The following is a 22,027-nucleotide window of genomic DNA, read 5'->3' on the forward strand; positions in this document are numbered from 1 at the left end:
CACCGCCCGCACCCCAAATGCCGGTGGCACCAGCAAGCAGCTCCCCGCATTCGCGCAAGCGCAGACAGCAACGACGACCACCAACACGTATGCTGCTTGCGGCCGCCCGCGCGGCCGCTAGCAGCGGGCAACGCAAGACTCGCCACCAACCACAGGTCTAGCAGCGCAACAGGCCAAGAAATAGGTAGCTCGCCGGCGCGGGCGCCTTGGCGGCGAGCAACCTCGATGCGCCCGAGGGACTCTGAAGGGAGGGCCGTAGGCCCGGACGAAGATGAGGAAGGGGAAGTCCGGAGCGAAGGCTCCGGACCGCAATCGTGGGCGCTCGCCGCCAAGGCGCCCGCGCCGGCGAGCGGCCTACGAAGAAGCCCTGACGCCCGCCACCACTACAGGACCCGCAAACAGACCTACTTAGCGTAGACCAGATCCCGCAAACCAAGCGACAACCCAGGCCAATAAGTAATGATCATCAGGCAAACAATCACCACCCCCACAAACGGAATCAACGGCTTAATCAACCTCTCCAACGGCAACTTCGCCACCGCGCAAGCCGCGAACAGGTTCACCCCGAATGGCGGCGTAATCATGCCGAGAGCCAGGTTCACCACCATGATGATCCCGAAGTGCACCGGCTCCACGCCGAACTTCAGCGCCACCGGCAGCAGCAAGGGAGCCAGCACCACGATCGACGCCGAGGTCTCGATGAACATGCCGATCAGGAATAGCGCCGCGTTCACGCCCATCAGGAACGTGAACTTGGTGTCGAAGACCGAAGCGAGCCATACGCCCAGCGCGTCGGGGATGCCGGCACGGTTGAGCAGGAAGCTGAAGATGCCGGCGTTGGCGATCACGAACATGATCACCGCGGTCGACACCACCGACTTGTGCAGCGTGTCCGACAACTGCTTGAAGCTCAGGCGGCGGTAGATGAACTTGCCCACCACCACCGCGTACATCACGGCCACCACCGAGGCTTCCGTCGGGGTGAAGATGCCGCCGTAGATGCCGCCCAGGATGATGACCGGCATCATCAGCGCCAGCCAGGCGTTCTTGAACGCCGGCCACAGCGGCAGGCGGCCCTCGCCGTCGCGCTTGCCCAGGTTGTTGCGCTTGGCGTAGAGCCAGACGTAGAACATCAGCGCCACGCCGATCAGGATGCCGGGCATGACGCCGGCGATGAACAGCTCGCCGGTCGAGGTGTCGGTGGACACCGCGAACAGGATCATCGGGATCGAAGGCGGAATGATCACGCCCAGCTCGGCCGCGCTGGCCTGCAGCGAGGCGGCGAAGGGCGCCGGATAGCCGTGGCGGATCATGGCGGGAATCAGGATCGCGCCCACCGCGAAGGTGGTGGCCACGCTGGAGCCGGCCACGGCGGCGAAGATCATGCAGGTCAGCACGCAGGTGCAGGCCAGGCCGCCCTGGATGCCGCCGACCACGCTCTTGGCGAATTCCACCATGCGTTCGGAAATGCCGCCGGCTTCCATCAGGTTGCCGGCCAGGATGAAGAAGGGGATGGCGACCAGCGGGTACTTGTCCAGCGCGGCGAACAGCTGCTGGGCCACTACCACCCAGGGCAGGCCGGCGGCGCCGACTCCCGCCAGGCTGGCCAGGCCGATCGACACGGCGACCGGCACGGACAGCCCGAAGAAGATCAGCATTGAGACAATCATTAATTGGGACATGGCGATATCTGCTGCTTATGTTCGATGGGGGGCTCAGCCTTGCGCGTCGTTGCGCACGGGGACCTCGTCTTCCTCGCCGGCGCACCAGCGGGCCAGCACGGCGATGGCGGCCAGGGTGGCGCCCACGGGGATGGCCAGGTAGATCCAGGAAATCGAAATGTCCAGGCTGGGCACGGTCTGGAAGCGCACGCGATAGGTCATGTTGCCGCCGATCCAGGCCAGGAAGCCCAGGAAGCCGGCGCAGATCAAGCCGATGACGGCTTCGAGCACGCGTCGGCGGGTGCCGCCCAGCAGGTTGCGCAGCAGTTCCACGCTGATCATGGCGCCGTGGCGGAAGGCCAGGGCCACGCCCAGCAGCACGGTCCAGATCAGGAGGGCGCGGGTCAGCACCTCGCTCCAGTCGGCGGGGGAGTGCAGCACGAAACGCGCGATGACTTGGTAGAAGGCGGCGGCCGCGGCGGCCACCAGCAGCAATTGGGCGAAGACCGAGACCACTTTGAACAGGCCGCGGTCGAAGGCGCGGAGCAAACGCATAATGAATCCCGTTGGCGATGCAAAGGATGGGAACGAAAGCGGCGGGACCGGGATCCCGCCGCCAGGGGCACTGCGCCCCGTGCCGGGGCGTGGGGCCCTGCTTACTTGGTGTCGCGGATCGCGTCGATCAGCTTCTTGTCGAACTTCTTGTAGTACTCGGGGTAGGCGGGCTCGACGGCGGCGGCGAAGGCGGCGCGGTCGACCTCGGTCACCTGCATGCCTTCCTTCTTCAGCTGCTCCACGCCCGTCTTCTCGATGTTGTCGACATAGGCGCGCATGGCCTGGGCGGATTCCTTGCCGGCCTTGTCGAAGTTGGCCTTGTCGGCGGCCGAGAGACCGTCGTACACGTTGGCCGACATCAGCACCAGGGCCGGGCCGTACACGTGGCCGGTCAGCGACAGGTACTTCTGCATCTGCGACAGCTTGGCCGAGGTGATCACCGACAGCGGGTTCTCCTGGCCGTCGATGGTGCCCTGCTGCAGGGCGGTGGCCACTTCAGGCCAGGCCATGGGGGTGGGCAGGATGCCGATCTGGCGGAAGGCCGTGATGTGGATCGGGTTTTCCGTCGTGCGGATCTTCAGGCCCTTGGCGTCGGCGGGGGTCTTGACCGGGCGGACGTTGTTGGTCAGGTGGCGGAAGCCCTGTTCGCCCCAGGCCAGGGCGATGATGCCGCGGCTGGGGAACTTTGCCAGCATATCTTGTCCGATCTTGCTGTCGAGCACGTTGCGGGCGTGCGGCAGGTCGCGCAGCAGGAAGGGAATGTCGAACACCCCGGTTTCGGGCACGAAGTTCAGGGTGGCGCCGGTGGACACGATGGCCAGGTCGATGGTGCCGATCTGCAGGCCTTCGATCACTTCGCGTTCGCCGCCCAGGGCGCTGTTGGCGAATTGCTGTACCTTGTACTTGCCGCCGGTGGAGGCTTCGATGGACTTGGCCAGCGCGTCGGCGCCCGCGCCGTAGTGCGACGAGGTCGACAGGGCATAGGCCATCTTCAAGGTGTTCTGCGCCACGGCGGGCAGGGAGGTTGCGGCCGTGCAGGCGGCCAGAATCGTGGCGGCAAGCCAGGATTTACGCATCGTCTTCTCCAGGTTTTGGGTATCTTTATGGGTGGCTCTGCCTCCCGCCCCGGGATGATATCGGGATTCAGACCCGATTCAGGCCCTTGGTTAACATTGTGGAATGATGGATTTCCCTGATATGTCACGAGCCAGACGCCCCGGTTTTTGGTCCACCCTGCGCCAGGGCGCCAGGATGATGATGCGCGACGCCCGCGCTGGAGAGCTGCGGCTGCTGGTGCTGGCGCTGGTCGTGGCCGTGGCCGCGGTGACCAGCGTCGGCTTCCTGGCGGACCGGGTCGGCCGGGCGCTGGAGCGCGACGCCGGGCAGATGCTGGGCGCCGACCTGGTGCTGGACGCTGACGAGCCGGTGCCCCCGGCCTTCATGGACCAGGCCCGGGAACGCGGCCTGACCGTGTCCAGCACCTGGCAGTTTCCGTCCATGGTGGGCGCGGGCGACGGCGCCCAGCTGGCCGCCCTGAAAGCCGTGGAGCCGGGCTACCCGCTGCGCGGCGCCTTGCGCGTGGCGGGAGCGCCGTTCGAACCGGATGCCCCGACCCGCGAGATCCCGCCCGAGGGCGCGGTCTGGGTGGACGCTCAATTGCTGTCCCTGCTGAACCTGAAGGTCGGCGACATGCTGAACGTGGGCGACGCGCATCTGCGCGTGGACCGCGTCATCACCTATGAGCCGGACCGCGGCATGCAGTTCGTCAACGTTGCGCCGCGGGTGCTGCTGCGCGCCAGCGACCTGCCGGCCACCGGCCTGATCGCGCCGGGCAGCCGGATCGGCTATGCCATGCTGGTGGCGGGCCAGCCCGACGCCGTGGCCGGCTACTCGGCCTGGCTTGCGCAGAACCTCAAGCGCGGCCAGAAGGTCGCCACCCTGGAATCCGGCCGGCCGGAAGTGCGCCGCACGCTGGACCGGGCGCAGCGCTTCCTGTCGCTGGTTGCGCTGCTGGCGGTGCTGATATCGGCGGTGGCGGTGGCCCTGGCGGCCGGCCGCTACATGACGCGCCACCGCGACGGCATCGCGGTCATGCGCTGCCTGGGCGCGGTGCAGTCGCAGGTGTCGCGCATGCTGACGCTGGAATTCACGCTTGTCGGCTTGTTTTCGTCGGCCGCGGGCTGCCTGCTGGGCTTTGCGGTGCACCAGGTGCTGGTCATGCTGCTGGGGTCGCTGATCGACACCAGCCTGCCCGCGCCTTCGGCCATACCCGCCTTGCAGGGGCTGCTGACCGGCCTGCTGCTGTTGCTGGGCTTTGCCTTGCCCGCCCTGGCCCAGTTGCGCCACGTGCCGCCCGCCCGGGTGCTGCGGCGCGACGCCGACGCGCTGAGCGCGCGCAGCGCCCTGGGCTATGTGCTGGGCGCCGCGGGCTTCGCCCTGCTGATCTGGTGGTTCGCCGGCGACGCCAAGCTGGGCGGGGTGGTGGCCGGCGGCTTCCTGGGCGCCTTCGCGGTGTTCGCGCTGGTGGCATGGCTGTGCATCCTGGGCCTGGCGCGGGTGCGCGGGCTGGCTGCCGGCCTGCCGGCGCTGCGTTTCGCGCTGGCCGGCGTGGTGCGGCGGCGCGCCGCCACCATTACCCAGGTCTGCGCGCTGGCGGTGGGGCTGATGGCGCTGCTGTTGCTGACCATGACTCGCACCGACCTGATCCAGGGCTGGCAGCGGACCCTGCCGCCAGACGCGCCGAACCGTTTCCTCATCAATGTGCAGCCGGACCAGCGTCAGGCCGTGACCGACGCGCTCACACGCGAAGGCCTGGGCCGCATCACATTGGCGCCGATGGTGCGCGGCCGGCTCATCGCCATCAACGGCAAGCCCGTGGGCCCGGACGACTACGAGGAGCCGCGCGCCAAGCGGCTGGTGGACCGCGAGTTCAACTTGTCCTATGGCGACGAGCTGCCCTCGTCCAACCGGATCGAGCAGGGCCGCTGGCTGGAACCCGGCTCGGCCGAGGTGTCGCTGGAGTCCGGCCTGGCCAAGACGCTGGGCATCGCGCTGGGCGACAAGATGACCTTCGACGTGGCCGGCCAACAGGTCGAGGTGACGGTGTCCAGCACCCGCCGGGTGGATTGGGATACGATGCGCGTCAATTTTTTCGCCATCCTGACCCCCGCCTCGCTGGCCGACATGCCCCAAAGCTGGATCACCTCGTTCTACCTGCCGCCTGAAAAGGCCTCGGCGCTGCCCGCGCTGGTGCGCCAGTTCCCGAACCTGACGGTATTCGACGTGGGCGCCATCCTGCAGCAACTGCAATCGGTGCTGAATGAAGTGGGCAAGGCGGTGCAGCTGCTGTTCCTGTTCACGCTGGCGGCCGGCGTGCTGGTGCTGTCGGCGGCCCTGACCGCGACGCGCGACGAGCGCATGCGCGAAGCCGCCGTGCTGCGGGCGCTGGGCGCGACCCGCAGCCAGCTGGCGCGTTCGCAGCGCATCGAACTGTGGGCCGTGGGCGGCCTGGCCGGCCTGCTGGCGGCGGCCGGCGCCACGGCGATCGCTTGGGCTTTGTCAACCCAGGTATTTGATTTCACTATTACTCTTAGCCTCTGGCCGTGGCTGGCGGGCATCGGCGCGGGCATGCTGGGCGCCTGGGCCGGCGGCGCCCTGGCCCTGCGCGGCGTGTTGCGCACGCCGCCCCTGGTCACCCTACGAGAAACCTGATGCCGACGCGCGTCCATACGATTACCGAACCCGTGGAAAACTCCAGCAGCATTTTTGACCTACTCGGCGGCGAGCCGGGCGTGCGCGCCCTGGTGGACCGCTTCTATGACCTGATGGACATGGAGCCGGACCTGAAAGAACTGCGGGCCGCGCATGGCCCCAGCCTGGACCAGGCGCGCGACAAGCTGTTCTGGTTTCTTTGCGGCTACTTCGGCGGCCCGGACCACTATATAGAACGCTTCGGCCATCCGCGGCTGCGCGCCAGGCACCTGCCGTTCTCGATCGGCGAGATCGAGCGCGACCAATGGGTCACCTGCATCGGGCGCGCCATGGAAGACCAGGGCGTGGAACCTGCCCTGGTCGAACGGCTGTTGCAATCCTTCTATGGCGTGGCCGACTGGATGCGCAACCGTGAAGGCTGAAGGCGACAACCGGTCCGGCGAGCGGCGCCAGTCCTGGACCGGCGCCCTGGCGGGCGCCATGCTCAGCGATCCTGCCCGGCTTGCCGATGCCGGACCGGAACTGTTCAATCCCGCGCACTATGGCGACCAGGCGCGGCCGGTGGACGCGGGCGGTCGCCAGGCGGCCTGGTTCGTGCAGGGGCAGGGCTGGCAGGGGGTGCTGCGCCGCTACCGCCGCGGCGGCATGATCGCCCGCGTCAGCCGCGACGCCTATCTCTGGAATGGCGAGGCCCGCACCCGCAGCTTCCGCGAATACCGCCTGCTGGCCGCCATGCGCGCCCAGGGGCTGGCGGTGCCGGCGCCGCTGGCCGCCGCCTACTGGCGGCAAGGCCTGGTCTACCGCGCCGCCATCGTGGTCGAGCGCATTCCGGGCGTGCGGCCCCTGGCCCAGGCGCTGGCCGAACCTGTCTGGCAGGCGGCCGCCGAGGCCATCGTGCGCATGCACCGGGCCGGCGTCTGGCATGCCGACCTCAATGCCTTCAATATCCTGGTGGGCAATGACGGCCGGGTCTGGCTGATCGATTTCGACCGCGGCACCCAGGGCTCCCTGTCGGAGCGGCAGCGCCAGGCCAACCTGGAACGCCTGCGCCGGTCGCTGCGCAAGGTGGCGGGGGAAGAGGGCGAGCGCTTCTGGCTGCGCCTGCGCGATAGTTACTGGACGGCCTGGGGCGTCGGCGTCCAACCCTGATCGGGGCGCTGGCGGCGGTTTGCCGCCAGCGGGCCCAATTCGCGCCAATTACCCGGCAAAGTTGGGCAGGTCATCGGTAAAAAGCTTTATCATTTCGCCTTTTGGTACTCCTGTCACATACGGCATAACGCAAAGGGGGCTGGTGATGAAACTACGGGCGGGTATGCGCTTGGCGCTTGGAACGATGCTGGTCATGGCGGCCTCGTCGGCGGCGGTGGCGCAGAACAAGGTCGTCAACGTCTACAACTGGGCCGAGTACACGGCTCCGGACACGATTCCCGGTTTTGAAAAGGAAACCGGCATCAAGGTCCGCTATGACGTCTACGACAACAACGACACGCTGCAGGCCAAGCTGCTGGCCGGCAAGTCGGGTTACGACGTCGTTGTCCCGTCCACGCATTACGCCTCGCGCCAGATCGAAGCCGGCCTGTTCCAGAAGCTGGACAAGTCCAAGCTCCCGAACTGGAAGTACCTGGATCCCGAAATCATGGCGCTGGTCGCCACGGTCGATCCTGGCAACGAGTACGCCATCCCCTGGGGCTACGGCACCAACGGCCTGGGCTACAACGTCACCAAGGTCAAGCAGATCATGGGCGACGGCGTGGACCTGGCCAACTGGGACATGATCTTCAAGCCCGAGAACGCCGCCAAGCTGAAGGAGTGCGGCATCTCGATGCTGGACGAAGCCGCCCAGGTGTTCCCCGCCGTGCTCAAGTACCTGGGCAAGGACCCCAACAGCACCAACGCCGACGACTACAAGGCCGCGCTGGACGTGCTGATGAAGATCCGCCCGTACATCCGCCAGTTCAGCTCGTCGGGCTACATCGACGAGCTGGCCGTGGGCGACCTGTGCATGGTCTACGGCTTTTCCGGCGACGTGATGATCGCCCGCAAGCGCGCGCAGGACGCCAAGAAGTCCTACGAAGTGAACTACTTCATCCCCAAGGGCGGCGCGCCCGCGTGGTTCGACCTGATGGTCATCCCCAAGGATGCCCCGCATCCCGAAGAGGCGCTGGCCTTCATCAACTACATCGAAACGCCGAAGGTGCACGCGGCCATCACCAACACCATGTTCTACCCCAACGCCAACAAAGAGGCGCGGCAGTACGTGGTGAAGGACGTGGCCGACAATCCCATGATCTACCCGCCGGCGGACGTCTCCAAGACCCTGTATGTGATCAAGGCGCTGCCCCTGAACATCCAACGCCTGCAAAACCGGATGTGGTCCGAGCTGAAGTCTGGAAGATAAGTCATCATGAGCGATAGCCGTTACTCGGCGCAGCATTCGGCCGATCCGGACGAGTTCGTCCGGATCTCCGATGTCGTAAAGATCTTCGGCGATGTGGTCGCCGTCCGTTCCGTCAATCTCGCGGTCAAGCGCAACGAGATCTTCGCCCTGCTGGGCAGCTCGGGCAGCGGCAAGTCCACCTTGCTGCGCATGCTGGCGGGCTTCGAGGAAGCCACCTCGGGCCAGATTTTCCTGGACGGCGAGGACATCACCCACGTGCCGCCGTACCGCCGGCCCGTGAACATGATGTTCCAGTCCTATGCGCTGTTCCCGCACATGACGGTCGAGGCCAACGTGGCCTTCGGCCTGAAGCAGGAAGGCGTGGACCGGGCCGAGATCCATGACCGCGTGTTCGAGGCCCTGGACCTGGTCCAGATGGCCGGCTACTCGCGCCGCAAGCCCAACCAGTTGTCGGGCGGGCAGCAGCAGCGCGTGGCGCTGGCGCGCAGCCTGGTCAAGAGGCCCAAGTTGCTGTTGCTGGACGAGCCCATGTCGGCGCTGGACAAGCAGATCCGCCAGAAGACCCAGATCGAGCTCGTGAAGATCCTGGAGCAGGTCGGCGTGACCTGCATCATGGTCACCCACGACCAGGAAGAGGCCATGACCATGGCGCACCGCCTGGCCGTCATGACCGAAGGCCAGATCGTCCAATGCGGCACGCCGCAGGACGTCTACGCCTTCCCGAACTCCCGTTTCGTCGCCAGCTTCATCGGCTCGACCAATATGTTCACCGGCACCATCGTGGTCGATGAACCCGACCACGTCGCCATCGAATGCGGCGAGCTGACGCGGCCGCTGTTCGTCAACCATGGCGTGAGCGAACCGCTGGGCATGGAAGTGCACGTCTCGATCCGCCCCGAACGGCTGGTGGTGTCGCGCGAGCAGCCGGACGCCGAATACAACTGGGCCCACGGCATGGTCAGCCACATGGCCTGGATGGGCAGCTACGCGCTCTACCAGATCCGCCTGGATTCCGGCAAGACGGTCGAGGCCAGCGTGCCCAGCCAGCTGCTGGCCGCGATGGACGCGCCCGGCATCGACGAGGAAATCTTCGTCAGCTGGGACGCAGACAGCGCCACGGTGCTGGCGTCATGATCCGCTTTTCGCCCCGCGACTGGTTGCCGTCGGGCCGGGCGCTGGCGGTGGTGCCGCCGTTCGCCTGGCTGGTGCTGTTCCTGCTGGTGCCGTTCCTGCTGGTTCTGAAGATCAGCTTCGCCGAGCTGAAGTTCGGCATTCCGCCTTATACGTCGCTGGCGGAATTCAAGGACGAGGCGGTGCAGTTCAGCCTGCACCTGCGCGGCTACATCCTGCTGTTCACCGACAGCCTGTATTTCGCCACCTACCTGAATTCGGTGAAGATCGCCGCCATCACCACGCTGTGCTGCGTGCTGATCGGCTATCCCATCGCCTACTACATCGCCCGTTCGTCGCCGTCGGTGCGCAACCTGCTGCTGCTCGGCGTGATCCTGCCGTTCTGGACCTCGTTGCTGCTGCGCGTGTATGCCTGGGTCGGCATCCTGCGCAACGATGGCCTGCTGAACAATCTGCTGCAAGGGCTGGGCATCATTTCCAGCCCGCTGGAAATCTATCGCACCGACGTCGCCGTCTACATCGGCATGGTCTACGCCTACCTGCCGTTCTTCATCCTGCCGCTGTATGCCACGCTGGTGAAGATGGACTTGCGCCTGCTGGAGGCCGCCTACGACCTCGGCGCCAAGCCCTGGCAGGCTTTCTGGCAGATCACCGTGCCGCTATCGCGCCAGGGCGTGATCGCCGGCGCCATGCTGGTGTTCATCCCGGCGGTGGGCGAATACGTGATCCCGGAAATGCTGGGCGGCGCCAACACGCTCATGATGGGCCGCGTGATGTGGAATGAATTCTTCAACAACGCCGACTGGCCGATGGCTTCGGCGGTGACCTGCGTGATGGTGCTGTTGCTGCTGGTGCCGCTGGTGGTCTTCCAGTACAACCAGGTCAAGCAGCAGGAGCAGGCGAGCGGAGGCCGCAAATGAACGGGCCCAACAAGACCTTGCGGGCCGTGGTGCTGGGGCTGGGGTACTTCTTCCTGTACGTGCCCATCATCAGCCTGATGGTGTTCTCGTTCAACGAATCGCCCACCGTCACGTCCTGGGCCGGCTTCTCGTTCCGCTGGTACCACTCGCTGTTCAACGACGACGCGCTGCTGCGCGCGGCCTGGCTGTCGTTCCGCATCGCCGCCATGACCGCCACTGCCGCGGTCATCATCGGCACCTGGGCCGGTTATGTGCTGAGCCGCATGGGGCGCTTTCGCGGCTTCGCGCTGTATGTGGGCATGCTGAGCGCGCCGCTGGTCATTCCCGAGGTGGTGCTGGGCATCTCGCTCCTGCTGATGTTCGTGGAACTGCGCGGCAGCCTGGGCTGGCCCGCCGAAAACGGCATCTTCACGATCTGGGTCGGCCACGTGACCTTGTGCATGGCCTTCGTGGCGGTCGTCATCCAGACGCGCATCCGCGACCTGGACCGTTCGCTGGAAGAGGCCGCGCTGGACCTGGGCGCCACGCCCATGACCGTGTTCTTCAAGATCACGCTGCCGCTGATCGCGCCGGCGCTGGCCTCGGCCTGGCTGCTGTCCTTCACCTTGTCGCTGGACGACGTCGTGCTGGCGTCGTTCCTGTCCGGTCCCAGTTCCAGCACGCTGCCGATGGAAGTTTTCTCGCGGGTGCGCCTGGGGCTGAAACCCGAGATCAACGCGCTGGCCACCCTGTTCATCCTGGCGGTCGGCACTTGCGTGATCCTCGCCAACCGCCTGCAATGGCGCAAGGAGTCCGAACCCAAATGAAGCAAACCACCCTGTACGGCCTGACCAAGTGCAGCACCTGCGTCAAGGCGCGCGACTGGCTGACGGCGCATGGCGTCGCCCACGCTTTCGTGGACTACCGCGACAATCCGGTGCCCGCGGCCACGCTAAAGTCCTGGGCGGACCAGGTGGGCGGCTGGGAAAAGCTGGTCAACCGCACGTCCATGACCTGGCGCAATCTGCCCGAAGAGCGCAAGACCGCGCACACCGACGCCCAGTGGAGCCAGCTGATCGCCGAGTATCCGGCGCTGGTGCGCCGCCCGGTCACGGTGACGCCCGATGGCGAGGTGAGCGTTGGTTTCAGCGAAAAACGCTACGGCGAACGCTTCGCCTGACGCGCCGGCCCGGTCCGGCCGGGCGCCGAAGGGCGCCGGCCGGGCCCTGCCCGATGCTTTCTTCGACCGCGACGCCGCCCAGTTGGCGCGCGAATTGCCGGGCAAGATCATCCGGCATCGGGTGGGCGACCTGTGGCTGTCCGCCCGCATCATCGAGACCGAGGCCTATTACCTGGAAGAGAAGGGCAGCCATGCGTCGCTGGGGTACACCCACAAGCGGCGGGCCCTGTTCATGGATGGCGGCACGGTCTACATGTATTACGCCCGCGGCGGGGATTCGCTGAATTTCAGCGCGGGCGGCCCGGGCAACGCGGTGCTGATCAAATCGGCCTACCCCTGGACGGACGCCTTGTCCGGCCCGCAGGCGCTGGCCCGCATGCTGCAATTGAATCCCGATGCGCAAGGGCGGCCGCGGCCGCTCTCCGGCCTGTGCGCCGGCCAGACCCTGCTGTGCCGGGCCCTGGGGCTGAAGGTGCCCGATTGGGACGCGCGCCGTTTCGACCCGCAGGCGCTGTACGTGGAGGACGTGGGCGAATCGCCCCCCACCCTGATCTGCACCACGCGCCTGGGCATTCCGCCTGGGCGCGACGAGCATCTGCATTACCGCTATGTGGATCCGGCCTACGCCGCGTTCTGCACGCGCAATCCCTTGCGGCGCGGACAGCGCGCCGGCCATGACTACGTATGGGTGGACCGCCAGGGCGTGGTAATGCCGCAGGCGCCCGAAGCCGAATCACCCTAGCGCAATTCCGCAGGCGGCCCGGGCGGCGTTCCGGTGGACTTCAGCGAGCGGGCAGGCCGTAGCGTTCGGCCAGGGCGGCACGCATGCGCGCGTATTTACGGCGGATGCGCCAGCTGTTCAGGCGCTTGCTCCAGGCGTATAGCGGAATCAGCGGCAGTCCGCCGAAACCGTCGATCAGGTACAGGCCTTGCTTGCCGTCCGCGTTCAAGCCACAGGAGATGTTGCTGGGGGAAATGTCGTGCAGGACCACATGGGCATCGGCCAGGTCGTCGAAAAATTCGTCGAGTTGCGCGCAGAGCGCGTCGTCGAGCTTGCCCTGCCGGGCCAGGTCTTCCACGGAGGGGGCGATGTTGCCGTCGGCGTCGCGGATTTTCTCGACCACCAGTCCGAGGCCCAAGGTAGTCTGGGCGACTCCCAGGACGCGCGCCATGGGCACCTGCCAGACGCCGGACGGGCGGGTGGTGGTGGTCACGTATTCCGAGATTTCAGTGAGGTAGACGCGGTACGCGCTTTCACGCTGGTATTGCTTGTACCAGCGCTTGAAGGGACGCGCTTCGAGGTAGATTGCGCGGGCGCGCATATCCATGACTTTGACCAGCAAGGATGGCATGTGGGGGTGCTGGAAAATCTGCCTGTCGTTGCCGGTGGCGAGCGGGGTCTCGGCGTTCAGGTCCAGGGGGCCGAATACGGATTGGAAGGAAGCCGAGGCCTTACAAGAGGGGGGTTCTGCGGAGTTCAAGGGGGTGGAGCAACCTGTTTTGATACCGCACAGTTTAATCCCTTGCCCTAAATCTTCGATTCCACAGGCTTGAATCTAAGCCTGATTTACCGTGGCGGGCATAGTTCGGGTCCTACAATCCAGGCTTTGGAGATGCATGTTTTGAACGACATTCTGCTTTGGACCGCCGCAGGCGGCGCCGTTCTGGCCTTTCTGGCGGCATTGCTGGCCTGGCTGCGTCCGCCCGCGGCGGATCCTCGCCTGGACGCGCTGCTCGAGAACCTGGAGCGCACCGAGCGCGCGCTGCGCTCCGATATTGCGGAAGGCCAGCGCGGCCTGCGCAGCGAGTTTGCGGAATCGACCCGCGCCTTGCGGGTGGAGTTGTCGCAGTCGCACGGCGAGCTGCGCGCCGGATTGTCGCGCGATGCCCAGGCCGCGCGCGCCGAGTCCGCCGAGTCGCTGGCGCGCTTTGCCGCGGGATTCTCGGAGCAGCTGCAAGGCCTGATCCAGATCAACGAGCGGCGGCTGATGGAAGTGCGGGCGACCGTGGACCAGCGCCTGCAATCGCTGCAGACCGACAACAGCGCCAAGCTCGACGAGATGCGCCGCACGGTGGATGAAAAGCTTCACGCCACGCTGGAGCAACGCCTGGGCGAATCCTTCAAGCTGGTCTCCGACCGCCTGGAGGCCGTGCACAAGGGTCTGGGCGAAATGCAGGCGCTGGCCGCCGGCGTGGGCGACCTGAAGCGCGTGCTGACCAACGTGAAATCGCGCGGCACCTGGGGCGAAGTGCAACTGGCCAGGCTGATCGAGGACAACATGACGCCTGATCAGTACGCCAGCAACATCAAGCCCGTGCCGGGTAGCGACGCGGTGGTGGAGTTCGCCATCCGCCTGCCGGGGCGCGGCGACGGCGGCGAGCCGGTATGGCTGCCCATCGACGCCAAGTTCCCCAAGGAAGAATACGAGCGCCTCATGGACGCGCAGGACGCGGCCGACGCGGAAGGCGTGAAGAACGCCGGGGCCGCGCTGGGCCGGGCCGTGGAGCTGCAGGCGCGCCTGATCGCCGGCAAGTACGTCGCGCCGCCGCACACCACCGATTTCGCCATCATGTTCCTGCCCACCGAAAGCCTGTACGCCGAGGTGCTGCGCCGGCCCGGCTTGCTGGACAAGCTGCATGACCTGCGCGTCAACGTGGCGGGGCCCAGCAACCTGGCGGCGTTGTTGAACAGCCTGCAGATGGGGTTCCGCACGCTGGCGATCGAACAGCGCTCGTCCGAGGTCTGGCAGGTGCTGCGGGCGGTCAAGACGGAGTTCGGCAAGTTCGGCGAGTCGCTGGCCAGCGTCAAGAAGACCCTGGACACCGCCAGCAACAAGATCGGCCAGACCGAGGTGCGCACGCGCGCCATGCTGAAGAATTTGAAGGCCGTCGAGGCGCTGCCCGAGGCAGACGCCAGGCTTCTGCTGGGCGCGGACGAGGGCGATGCGGGAGACGATGAAGAGGACCAGGGCGCGCTGACCGCAGGCCCGAACTGATCTGGCCGCGACGGCATCGCAGGGGCGCGCGCTTGTTGCCCGCCGCGACAGCCGATATCCTGGCGTTAGCGGCAATCCGCCGCCGACACCTGGAGCATTGCAAGCATGAGCACCGCTGAACGCCATGATTCCTCTACCCTCGACGCGACGGCGTTGGGCGCCGATATCGCGCAAGGGGCCACCACTGCGCTTGCTGCGATGCAGCAGGCGGTGGACCGGGTGGCGGCCCGCAATCCCTCGATCAACGCGGCTTGCGGCGTGCAGGCGGAAATCGGCCTGCGCCTGGCCCAGTCTCTGGACGAGGAGCTTGCAGGCCTGTCGCAGGAACAGCGGCTGGCGCAGTTGCAGCAGCGCCCGTTCCTGGGTGTGCCGACCTTGCTCAAGGACCTGGGCACTGCGGCGCTGGGCCTGCCCAGCTCCATGGGTTCGGTGCTGTATGGCCAGGTGCAGTGGAATGTCGACGCCGAGATTGTCAAGCGTTACCGCCGCGCCGGCCTGATTCCCTTCGGCCGCACGACCAGCGCGGAACTGGGCCTGAGTCCGACCACCGAATCGCCGGTCTACGGGCCCGCCACGCAGAATCCCTGGAAGGCCGGCCATAGCGCGGGCGGATCCAGCGGCGGCGCGGGCGCGGCGCTGGCCAGCGGCATGGTGCGCATCGCGCACGGCAGCGATGGCGGCGGTTCGATCCGCATTCCTTCGTCCTGCTGCGGCGTGCTCGGCCTGAAGCCCTCGCGCGGCCTGATGCCGCTGGGGCCGCTCAAGGGCGAGGGTTGGGGCGGCCTGGCCACCGAGCACATGATGACCTTGTCGGTGCGGGACTGCGCTGCCTCGCTGGACATCAGCGCGGGCGCTGACGTTGGCGCGCCCTATGCCGCGCCCGCCCAGCCGGCGGAGTCCTACCGCGCGGTGGCCGCGCGCGTAGCCGCCGATCCTCGGTCCGCCGCGCACCGCCGCATCGCCTTCGTCAACACCACTTACGAGGGCGAGGCCATCCACCCCGAGGTGGCGGCTGCCGTGGACGAGGCCGCGAAACTGTTCGCGTCGCTGGGCCACGAGCTGGTGCCGGTCGCGCCGCCGGTGGGCTCCGAGGAAGTGCTGTCGCCCATGCTGCCCTTGATCGCAAGCGCCGCGGCCAACGCCATCGACGGCTTCGTGGCCGCGCGCGGCCGCCGCCTGGCCGCAGACGAACTGCAGCCCACCACGCTGGGCGCGCGCGAATATGCCCGCGCGATTTCCGGCGCGCAATACGTGGCCTGCGTCGACACCTGCCACGAGATCACGCGCCGCGTCGGCCGCTTCCTGGAGCGCGAGGGCACGCAGGGATACGACCTGTTCCTGAGCCCGGTGCTGGCGCAACCGCCGGCCGCCATCGGGCGCTACGCCATGGACAACGCCGACTATCTGGCCTACCGTCTGGGCAAGAAGGGCGTCATCGGCTATTCGCCTTTCGCGCCCCTGGCCAACCTGACCGGCATGCCCGCCATCTCCATCCCCTTCGGCATGTCGTCCGACGGCCTGCCCATCGGCATCCAGCTGATGGGGCCGCTGGGCAGCGAGGCGCTGCTGCTGGAGCTGGCCGCGCAGGTCGAGGCGCTGCGGCCCTGGGCCCTGGTGGCGCCGATGGCCCGATAGCGCGAAGGGGCGAACCGCGCCGCGCGGACCGGCGGCGCGTCTAGGGATACAGGATCCAGGGAGCAGCCATGTCACCGTTCGCGACGCATGCCGTATCCAACCAGGTGCCGCCCCTGGAGGACTATTCCCTGTACGAAACCGATCCGGCCTTGCGCGAGGCCGTGAAGCGCGAGGGCGCGCAGGCCTGGGCCGCGGACCTGGCCGCGCACGGCGCCTGGCTGGGCCGCGCGCAGACGCTGGAAGCCGGCGCGCAGGCCAACCGCTGCCCGCCGCGCCTGCTCAGCTACGACCGTTACGGTCATCGCATCGACCGCATCGAATTCCATCCTTCATGGAATCTGTTGATGGGCGGCATCGTGGCGCGCGGCCTGCATAGCCGCGCCTGGGCCCAGCCCGAGCCCGGCGCGCAGGTGGCACGCGCGGCGGCGTACCTGATGCAGGGGCAGGTCGAGGCCGGCACCCTGTGTCCCACCACCATGACCTTCGCTGCGGTTCCCCTGCTGCAACGCGAGCCCGCGGGCGTCATCGATTTTGGCGGCCAGTGGCTGACGGCGCTGTATTCGCGCGAATTCGACGGCGCCGACGCGCCGCTGACCGCCAAGCGCGGGGCCCTGATAGGCATGGGCCTGACCGAAAAGCAGGGCGGCTCCGATCTGCGCGCCGTCACCACCAGGGCGACGCCGCTGGGCGTCCCGGGCAGGGGGCGGGCCTATCACCTGGTCGGGCATAAATGGTTTTTCTCGGTGCCGCAGTCGGACGCGCACCTGGTGCTGGCGCAGACCGACGAAGGGTTGAGCTGCTTTTTCGTGCCGCGTTGGATCCCGGACGGACCGCGCAATGCCGTGCGCGTGCGGCGCTTGAAGGACAAGCTCGGCAATTGCAGCAACGCTAGCGGCGAGGTCGAGTTCGAGGACGCCTGGGGCGTCATGGTGGGCGAGCCGGGCCGCGGCCTGACGATGCTGCTGGAAATGGCGGCCACCACCCGGCTGGACTGCGTGCTGGGCAGCGCGGCGTTGTTGCGCCAGGCCCTGGTGCAATCGGCGCATCACGCGCGCCACCGGCAGGCCTTCGGCAAGCCCTTGATCGAGCAGCCCCTGATGCGCAACGTGCTGGCCGACCTGGCGCTGGAAAGCGAAGCGGCCATGGTCCTGGGCTTGCGGCTGGCGCGCGCCGTGGACCAGCGCGCGGACGCCGAGGCGCGGGCCCTGGTCCGAGTGGGCACGCCAGCCGCCAAGCTGTGGGTCTGCAAGCGCGCCATCGCGGCCGTGGCCGAATGCATGGAAGTCTGGGGCGGCAACGGCTATGTGGAAGAGGGGCCCATGCCCAGGCTGTACCGTGAAACGCCGGTCAACTCCATCTGGGAAGGCTCTGGCAATGTGATGGCGCTGGACGTGCTGCGCGCCTTGCAGCGCGAGGAAGGCGCGCTGCCCGCGCTGGAGCGCGAATTCGCGCAGGCGCGGGGACTGAGCCAGGACTACGACGATGCGCTGGTCCGCTGGCAGGCACTGCTGGCCGATGGCGCCCACGCCGAGTTCCAGGCGCGCCGCATCGCCGCCGGCCTGGCGCAGCTGTGGCAGGCCGCCTTGTTGCTGCGGCATGCGCCGCCAGCCATCGCGCAGGCGTTTGCTTCCAGCCGCCTGCGCGAAGGCGGCGGCGTGTTCGGCGAACTGGCCGCCGGCGCGGACACGCAGGCAATCCTGGCGCGGGCATGGCCCGCCGCCGCATGCTAAATTTCCTGGCTCGACAAACCTACCCGCATTTTCGCCATGCTTTCCCAGCAAGAACTCAAGCAGCAAGCCGCCGACGCAGCCCTGGAATTCGTTGAACAGGTCGCCGGCCCGGACGCCATCATCGGCGTGGGCACGGGATCCACGGCCGATCTCTTCATCGACGGCCTGGCCCGTTTCAAGGGCCGGATCGGCGGCACCGTGGCCAGCTCCGAGCGCAGCGCCGCCCGGCTCGCAGGACATGGGCTGAAGGTGCTGGACCTGAACGACATCACGACGATGCCGATCTACGTGGACGGCGCGGACGAGATCGACGCCAACCTGCACATGATCAAGGGCGGTGGCGGCGCGCTGACGCGCGAGAAGATCGTGGCCTCGGTGGCCGAGCGCTTCATCTGCATCGCCGACGAATCCAAGCTGGTGCAGACCATGGGCAAGTTCCCGCTGCCGGTCGAGGTCATCCCCATGGCCCGCGAGTCGGTGGCGCGCGCCCTGGCCGCGCTGGGCGGGCAGCCCAAGCTGCGCGACGGATTCGTCACCGATAACGGCAACGTCATCCTGGACGTGTCGGGCCTGTCCATCACCGACGCGCCGGGCCTCGAAGCCCGGGTCAACAATCTGGCGGGCGTGGTGACCTGCGGCCTGTTCGCCATCGCGGGCGCCGACGTGGCGCTGCTGGCCACGCAGAACGGCATCCGCCGCCTGGATCGCCGCGCCTGATAGCGGCCCCGCGGCTCTCGCTGCAACCCCGGCCGCCTCGCCTTGCGGGCGCCGGGACCCCCATTCATAATCCTGTCACACTTGGGTCATAACCTTGCGGGTTGTGCAAGCCCAACTCGTAATAATATTTTTTCGGGGCAGTGCAATGAGACCAACCACGCAGGGAGCCCGCATGTCGGAGCATACAAACAAGCAGTTCGATGCGGACCTGGAAAGCGTCCGTTCGCAGTTCCTGCAAATGGGCGGCTTGGTGGAAGCCATGATCCAGGAAGCCATCGACGCGCTCGCTAGCGGCGACGTGTCGCTGGTTGAGAAGGTGCGTGAGCGTGAAAAGGAAGTCAACCGCCACGAAGTCGAGATCGACGAAAGCATCAGCCGCATCCTGGCGCGCCACCAGCCCACCGCCATCGACCTGCGCATGCTGATGGCCGTGTCCAAGATGCTGACCGACATGGAGCGTTCCGGCGACGAGGCCGAGAAGATCGCCACCGTCGCGCGCCGCATCCACGAAGCCGAATTGCGCCACATCCCGGTGATCGAGCTGCGTCACATGGCGGCCAATGTCCGCACCATGCTGCATCAGGCGCTGGACGCCTTCGCCCGTCTCGATCCGATTCAGGCCGCGGCCGTGGTGCGCAGCGACAAGGAAGTCGACAAGGAATGGAAGGGCGCGCTGCGCCATCTCATTACCTACATGATCGAAGACCCGCGCACCATCTCGCGCGCCATCGACATGATCTTCATCGCGCGCGCGCTGGAACGCATCGGCGACCATGCCAAGAACATGTCCGAGCGTGTCATCTACATGGTCAAGGGCGCCGACGTGCGCCACACCGGCGTGAAGAACACCGAGCGCCAGGCGCGCGGCGAAGAAGACGACGGCACGGAAGAGTAAGCCGCGGCGCCGGACGGTTGGCCTGCTTGCCAATCGTCCGGCGCCGCCGCGGATGCCACTCCTGCGGCGTCAGCCCAGGGGCAGCGTGGCTCCCGCGCCCAGGCGCGGGTCCGGCACGCCGGGCTTGCCGGCGTCGATGCGGCCCGCCAGCCTGCGGCCGAAGGCCGGCATGGCGGGCGAACTTATCTCCAGGTCGTACCAGCCTTGGCAGCCGGCGTAGGCCAGCTCCAGCGTGCCGTCGGCCTGCACGTGGGCCATGGCGCTCCAGCCATCGCCCATGCGCGATTCCACTTTCACCGGTTGCGGCGCATCGCCGCGATTGATCAGCCGCAGGCGCAGGCCCGATTCGGTGGGCACGACTTGCGCCTCCAGCGCGCCGGCATCGCGCGCGTCGCCGCGGAACTGGCGGTGATAGCCGTCGGGACCCAGCAGCCATAAGTCGTAGGCGCCGCCGTCGTGCAGGCGCCAGCCGTCGTCCAGGCGCGCGCCTGCGCCCACGGTGTAGCGGCGGGGCGCAAGCTCAAGCGCCCGGCGGTCGTAGACGTGCAGTACCGCACCGGCCGCGCCCGGGTTGCGCAGGGTCAGCCGGTAGTGTCCGCCATCGGCCGCCATCCTGCCTTGCGCGTCCAGCGCATAGGGCAGGGCGCGGGCCCGGCGTGGGCCGCCGGCGTCTGCGTCGCATTCCCCGGAGAAATCGAAGGCCGTGGTCAGGTCGCCGGTCACTTCGCGCCGCCAGGCGCTGATGTTGGGTTCGGCCACGCCGAAGCGCGCCTCCAGGAAACGGATCACGGAGGTGTGGTCGAACACTTGCGAATTGACCCAGCCGCCGCGGCTCCAGGGCGAGACCGCCAGCATCGGCACGCGAGGCCCCAGGCCGAAGCCGCGGCCATGCAGGCCAGCCGGGTCGTCGCGGGTGGCGGCGCTGGGGCCGTGGCGCGCATCGTGGTATTCGCCGTCGAGCTCCACCGTGGACAGGCCGCCCGAGAGGCCACCGGCGTCGCGCGCGGGCGGCGCGGGCGGCGGCATGTGGTCGAAGAAGCAGTCGTTTTCGTCGTAGGTGACGAAGAACACGCAGCGGCTCCAGACTTCCGGATTGCGGGTCAGGATGTCCAGCACGCGCTCCGTGTAGGCGCCGCCCCGGGCCGGCGACGAGACTTCCGGATGTTCGGAGTCGGCCGTGGGCGCGATGATCCACGACACCTGCGGCAAGGTACCCCGGTCGACGTCGCGGGCCAGGTCGTCGAGCGTGCAGGTGGACAGGCCGCGTTCGAGCAAGGGCGTCTCGCCTGCTGCGCCGGCGTGCTGCCGGCGGTACTGCCGGAAACCCGCCAGCGGGTTGTCGTGGTAGTTGTCCGCCATGTCCTGGTAGATGCGCCAGTCCACGCCGGCTTCCTGCAGGCGTTCGGGATAGGTCGTCCAGGCGTAGCCTTCGCCGGCGGGACCCAGGCGGTCAAAGGTGTTGACCAGGGCCGGGCCGCCGGCCAGGCCCTGGGGATCGTTGGTGCCGGTCCAGAGGAACAGCCGGTTCGGATTGGTGCCGGCGTGGATCGAGCAATGGTAGGCGTCGCACAGCGTGAAGGCGTTCGCCAGCGCGGTCTGGAACGGCACCTCCGCGCCGCGGTAGGCGCCCATGCCCAACCGGCTCTTGGCGGACAGCCATTGGTCCATGCGGCCGTCGTTCCAGGCGCGCTGGGCATCGTCCCAGGTGTGCGGCGTGATGTAGCCCACCGGCACGTCGCTGGCGTACTCCGCCTGCAAGGCGTAGGGGCGGACCTGCGCCGCGCCGTCGGCCTGGGTCAGCACGTCGCCCGCCAGGGTGGGCGCGGGATGCGGATCCGCGTAGCCGCGCACGCCGGGCAAGGTGCCGTAGTAGTGGTCGAAGGACCGGTTTTCCTGCATCAGGATCACGACGTGCTGCACGTCCTGCAGCGTGCCCGTGCGGCGGTCGGGCCCGATGGCGAGCGCGCGTTCGATCGGCGAGGGAGCGGAGGCGGAGGGGGGCGGGCTGGGTTCTGCTTTCATGACGACAATGATACGGCTGGCGGCGTCCGCATCTTAAAGCGGGGGCGGCGAGAGCAGGGGGCTCTGAAAAACAACAGCCCCTCGCAGGGGAGGGGCTGGATCGCTGTGGCCGCCGCTGGGGGGCGGCCTGAGGAGCGCGGCGGGATCAGGCCGAGGGCGGAACGTAACCCTGGGCTTCGACGGTGCCGTCCTCGAACAGGAAACGCTCCATTTGTTCCTTCAGGTACTTGCGCGCGCGGGCGTCCGCCAGGTTCAGGCGGTTTTCATTGACCAGGCGGGTCTGGATGCCCTTCCATTCTTCCCAAGCTTCCTTGGAAATGCTTTGCCAGATCTTGGTGCCGAGTTCGCCGGGGTAGGGCGGAAAATCCAGCCCTTCGGCTTCACGCTTCAATTTCACACAGTTGACGATACGGGCCATGGTTCGCTGCCGGAAGAAATGAGTAATCCCGCATTTTAACGGGCTTGGCGCCGTTGCGGCGCCAAGCCCCTGCAAGGCC

20 protein-coding genes are annotated in these 22,027 nt (G+C 67.5%); 14 read left to right on the forward strand and 6 right to left on the reverse strand.

The features are described 5' to 3' along the window. Positions 1-404 precede the first annotated feature (404 nt). The 3 genes from HWY37_RS28275 to HWY37_RS28285 all read right to left on the reverse strand — a co-directional run bounded on the left by HWY37_RS28275 (position 405) and on the right by HWY37_RS28285 (position 3,292). Positions 405-1,682: a TRAP transporter large permease gene (locus tag HWY37_RS28275; protein WP_175208596.1), complete on the reverse strand. Its 1,278-nt coding sequence runs from the start codon at positions 1,680-1,682 to the stop codon at positions 405-407. 33 nt (positions 1,683-1,715) lie between these two features. Further along, positions 1,716-2,216: a TRAP transporter small permease gene (locus HWY37_RS28280; protein WP_175208597.1), complete on the reverse strand. Its 501-nt coding sequence runs from the start codon at positions 2,214-2,216 to the stop codon at positions 1,716-1,718. A 101-nt stretch (positions 2,217-2,317) separates the two neighbouring features. Beyond that, a complete protein-coding gene (locus tag HWY37_RS28285) occupies positions 2,318-3,292 on the reverse strand; it encodes a TRAP transporter substrate-binding protein (RefSeq protein ID WP_175208598.1) in 975 nt (324 codons plus the stop codon). 103 nt (positions 3,293-3,395) lie between these two features. Here HWY37_RS28285 and HWY37_RS28290 point away from each other — a divergent pair, with 103 nt between their 5' ends. The 9 genes from HWY37_RS28290 (at position 3,396) to HWY37_RS28330 (ending at position 12,277) form a co-directional block, all read left to right on the forward strand. After that, the gene (locus tag HWY37_RS28290) at positions 3,396-5,927 is read left to right on the forward strand and encodes an ABC transporter permease (RefSeq protein WP_176090319.1); all 2,532 of its coding nucleotides are present in this window, start codon (positions 3,396-3,398) and stop codon (positions 5,925-5,927) included. Further along, the gene (locus HWY37_RS28295; RefSeq protein WP_175208600.1) at positions 5,927-6,349 is read left to right on the forward strand and encodes a group II truncated hemoglobin; all 423 of its coding nucleotides are present in this window, start codon (positions 5,927-5,929) and stop codon (positions 6,347-6,349) included. Before HWY37_RS28290 ends, HWY37_RS28295 begins: the two co-directional genes overlap by 1 nt. Then, positions 6,339-7,076 carry a 3-deoxy-D-manno-octulosonic acid kinase gene (locus HWY37_RS28300; RefSeq protein ID WP_175208601.1) on the forward strand — a complete coding sequence of 246 codons (738 nt, stop codon included), beginning with the start codon at positions 6,339-6,341 and terminating at the stop codon, positions 7,074-7,076. Before HWY37_RS28295 ends, HWY37_RS28300 begins: the two co-directional genes overlap by 11 nt. Positions 7,077-7,221: 145 nt before the next feature. Then, a complete protein-coding gene (locus tag HWY37_RS28305; protein ID WP_176090320.1) occupies positions 7,222-8,325 on the forward strand; it encodes a polyamine ABC transporter substrate-binding protein in 1,104 nt (367 codons plus the stop codon). Positions 8,326-8,331: 6 nt separating this feature from the next. Then, entirely contained in the window at positions 8,332-9,459 is a 1,128-nt protein-coding gene (locus tag HWY37_RS28310; RefSeq protein ID WP_175208603.1) for an ABC transporter ATP-binding protein, read from the forward strand. Next, positions 9,456-10,376: an ABC transporter permease subunit gene (locus HWY37_RS28315; protein ID WP_175208604.1), complete on the forward strand. Its 921-nt coding sequence runs from the start codon at positions 9,456-9,458 to the stop codon at positions 10,374-10,376. Before HWY37_RS28310 ends, HWY37_RS28315 begins: the two co-directional genes overlap by 4 nt. Next, complete coding sequence (locus tag HWY37_RS28320) at positions 10,373-11,182, forward strand: ABC transporter permease subunit (protein ID WP_175208605.1); 810 nt, start codon at positions 10,373-10,375, stop codon at positions 11,180-11,182. Before HWY37_RS28315 ends, HWY37_RS28320 begins: the two co-directional genes overlap by 4 nt. Further along, the gene (locus HWY37_RS28325) at positions 11,179-11,535 is read left to right on the forward strand and encodes an arsenate reductase (protein WP_059380432.1); all 357 of its coding nucleotides are present in this window, start codon (positions 11,179-11,181) and stop codon (positions 11,533-11,535) included. The genes HWY37_RS28320 and HWY37_RS28325 overlap by 4 nt, the downstream gene beginning before the upstream one ends. A gap of 46 nt (positions 11,536-11,581) precedes the next feature. Next, the gene (locus HWY37_RS28330) at positions 11,582-12,277 is read left to right on the forward strand and encodes a DNA-3-methyladenine glycosylase (RefSeq protein ID WP_175208607.1); all 696 of its coding nucleotides are present in this window, start codon (positions 11,582-11,584) and stop codon (positions 12,275-12,277) included. 40 nt (positions 12,278-12,317) lie between these two features. Here HWY37_RS28330 and HWY37_RS28335 read toward each other — a convergent pair whose 3' ends face one another. Beyond that, positions 12,318-13,016 (reverse strand): PhoP regulatory network YrbL family protein, encoded by a 699-nt coding sequence (locus tag HWY37_RS28335; protein WP_176090321.1) that lies wholly within the window; start codon positions 13,014-13,016, stop codon positions 12,318-12,320. 132 nt (positions 13,017-13,148) lie between these two features. On the opposite strand from HWY37_RS28335, the gene HWY37_RS28340 reads away from it, so the two are divergent. The 5 genes from HWY37_RS28340 (at position 13,149) to phoU (ending at position 19,508) form a co-directional block, all read left to right on the forward strand. Continuing rightward, a complete protein-coding gene (locus HWY37_RS28340) occupies positions 13,149-14,531 on the forward strand; it encodes a DNA recombination protein RmuC (protein WP_246302425.1) in 1,383 nt (460 codons plus the stop codon). A gap of 105 nt (positions 14,532-14,636) precedes the next feature. Further along, positions 14,637-16,166 carry an amidase gene (locus tag HWY37_RS28345; RefSeq protein ID WP_176090323.1) on the forward strand — a complete coding sequence of 510 codons (1,530 nt, stop codon included), beginning with the start codon at positions 14,637-14,639 and terminating at the stop codon, positions 16,164-16,166. A gap of 68 nt (positions 16,167-16,234) precedes the next feature. Beyond that, positions 16,235-17,896, forward strand: coding sequence for an isovaleryl-CoA dehydrogenase (locus HWY37_RS28350; protein ID WP_175208611.1), 1,662 nt, complete (start codon positions 16,235-16,237; stop codon positions 17,894-17,896). 36 nt (positions 17,897-17,932) lie between these two features. Then, positions 17,933-18,613, forward strand: a complete 681-nt coding sequence (gene rpiA / locus HWY37_RS28355) for a ribose-5-phosphate isomerase RpiA (protein ID WP_175208612.1) — start codon at positions 17,933-17,935, stop codon at positions 18,611-18,613. 172 nt (positions 18,614-18,785) lie between these two features. Next, positions 18,786-19,508 carry a phosphate signaling complex protein PhoU gene (gene phoU, locus HWY37_RS28360; RefSeq protein ID WP_176090324.1) on the forward strand — a complete coding sequence of 241 codons (723 nt, stop codon included), beginning with the start codon at positions 18,786-18,788 and terminating at the stop codon, positions 19,506-19,508. Positions 19,509-19,577: 69 nt separating this feature from the next. Here the strand turns inward: phoU and HWY37_RS28365 are convergent, their stop codons facing one another. Both HWY37_RS28365 and HWY37_RS28370 read right to left on the reverse strand, forming a co-directional pair. Continuing rightward, positions 19,578-21,530 (reverse strand): phosphocholine-specific phospholipase C, encoded by a 1,953-nt coding sequence (locus HWY37_RS28365; protein WP_176090325.1) that lies wholly within the window; start codon positions 21,528-21,530, stop codon positions 19,578-19,580. Positions 21,531-21,675: 145 nt separating this feature from the next. Continuing rightward, on the reverse strand, positions 21,676-21,948 hold the full coding sequence (locus tag HWY37_RS28370; RefSeq protein WP_013392664.1) for an oxidative damage protection protein: 273 nt from the start codon (positions 21,946-21,948) through the stop codon (positions 21,676-21,678). Positions 21,949-22,027: the final 79 nt, after the last annotated feature.

Source organism: Achromobacter anxifer, assembly GCF_903652925.1.
In the GTDB taxonomy this organism is placed as follows: Bacteria; Pseudomonadota; Gammaproteobacteria; order Burkholderiales; family Burkholderiaceae_B; genus Achromobacter; species Achromobacter anxifer.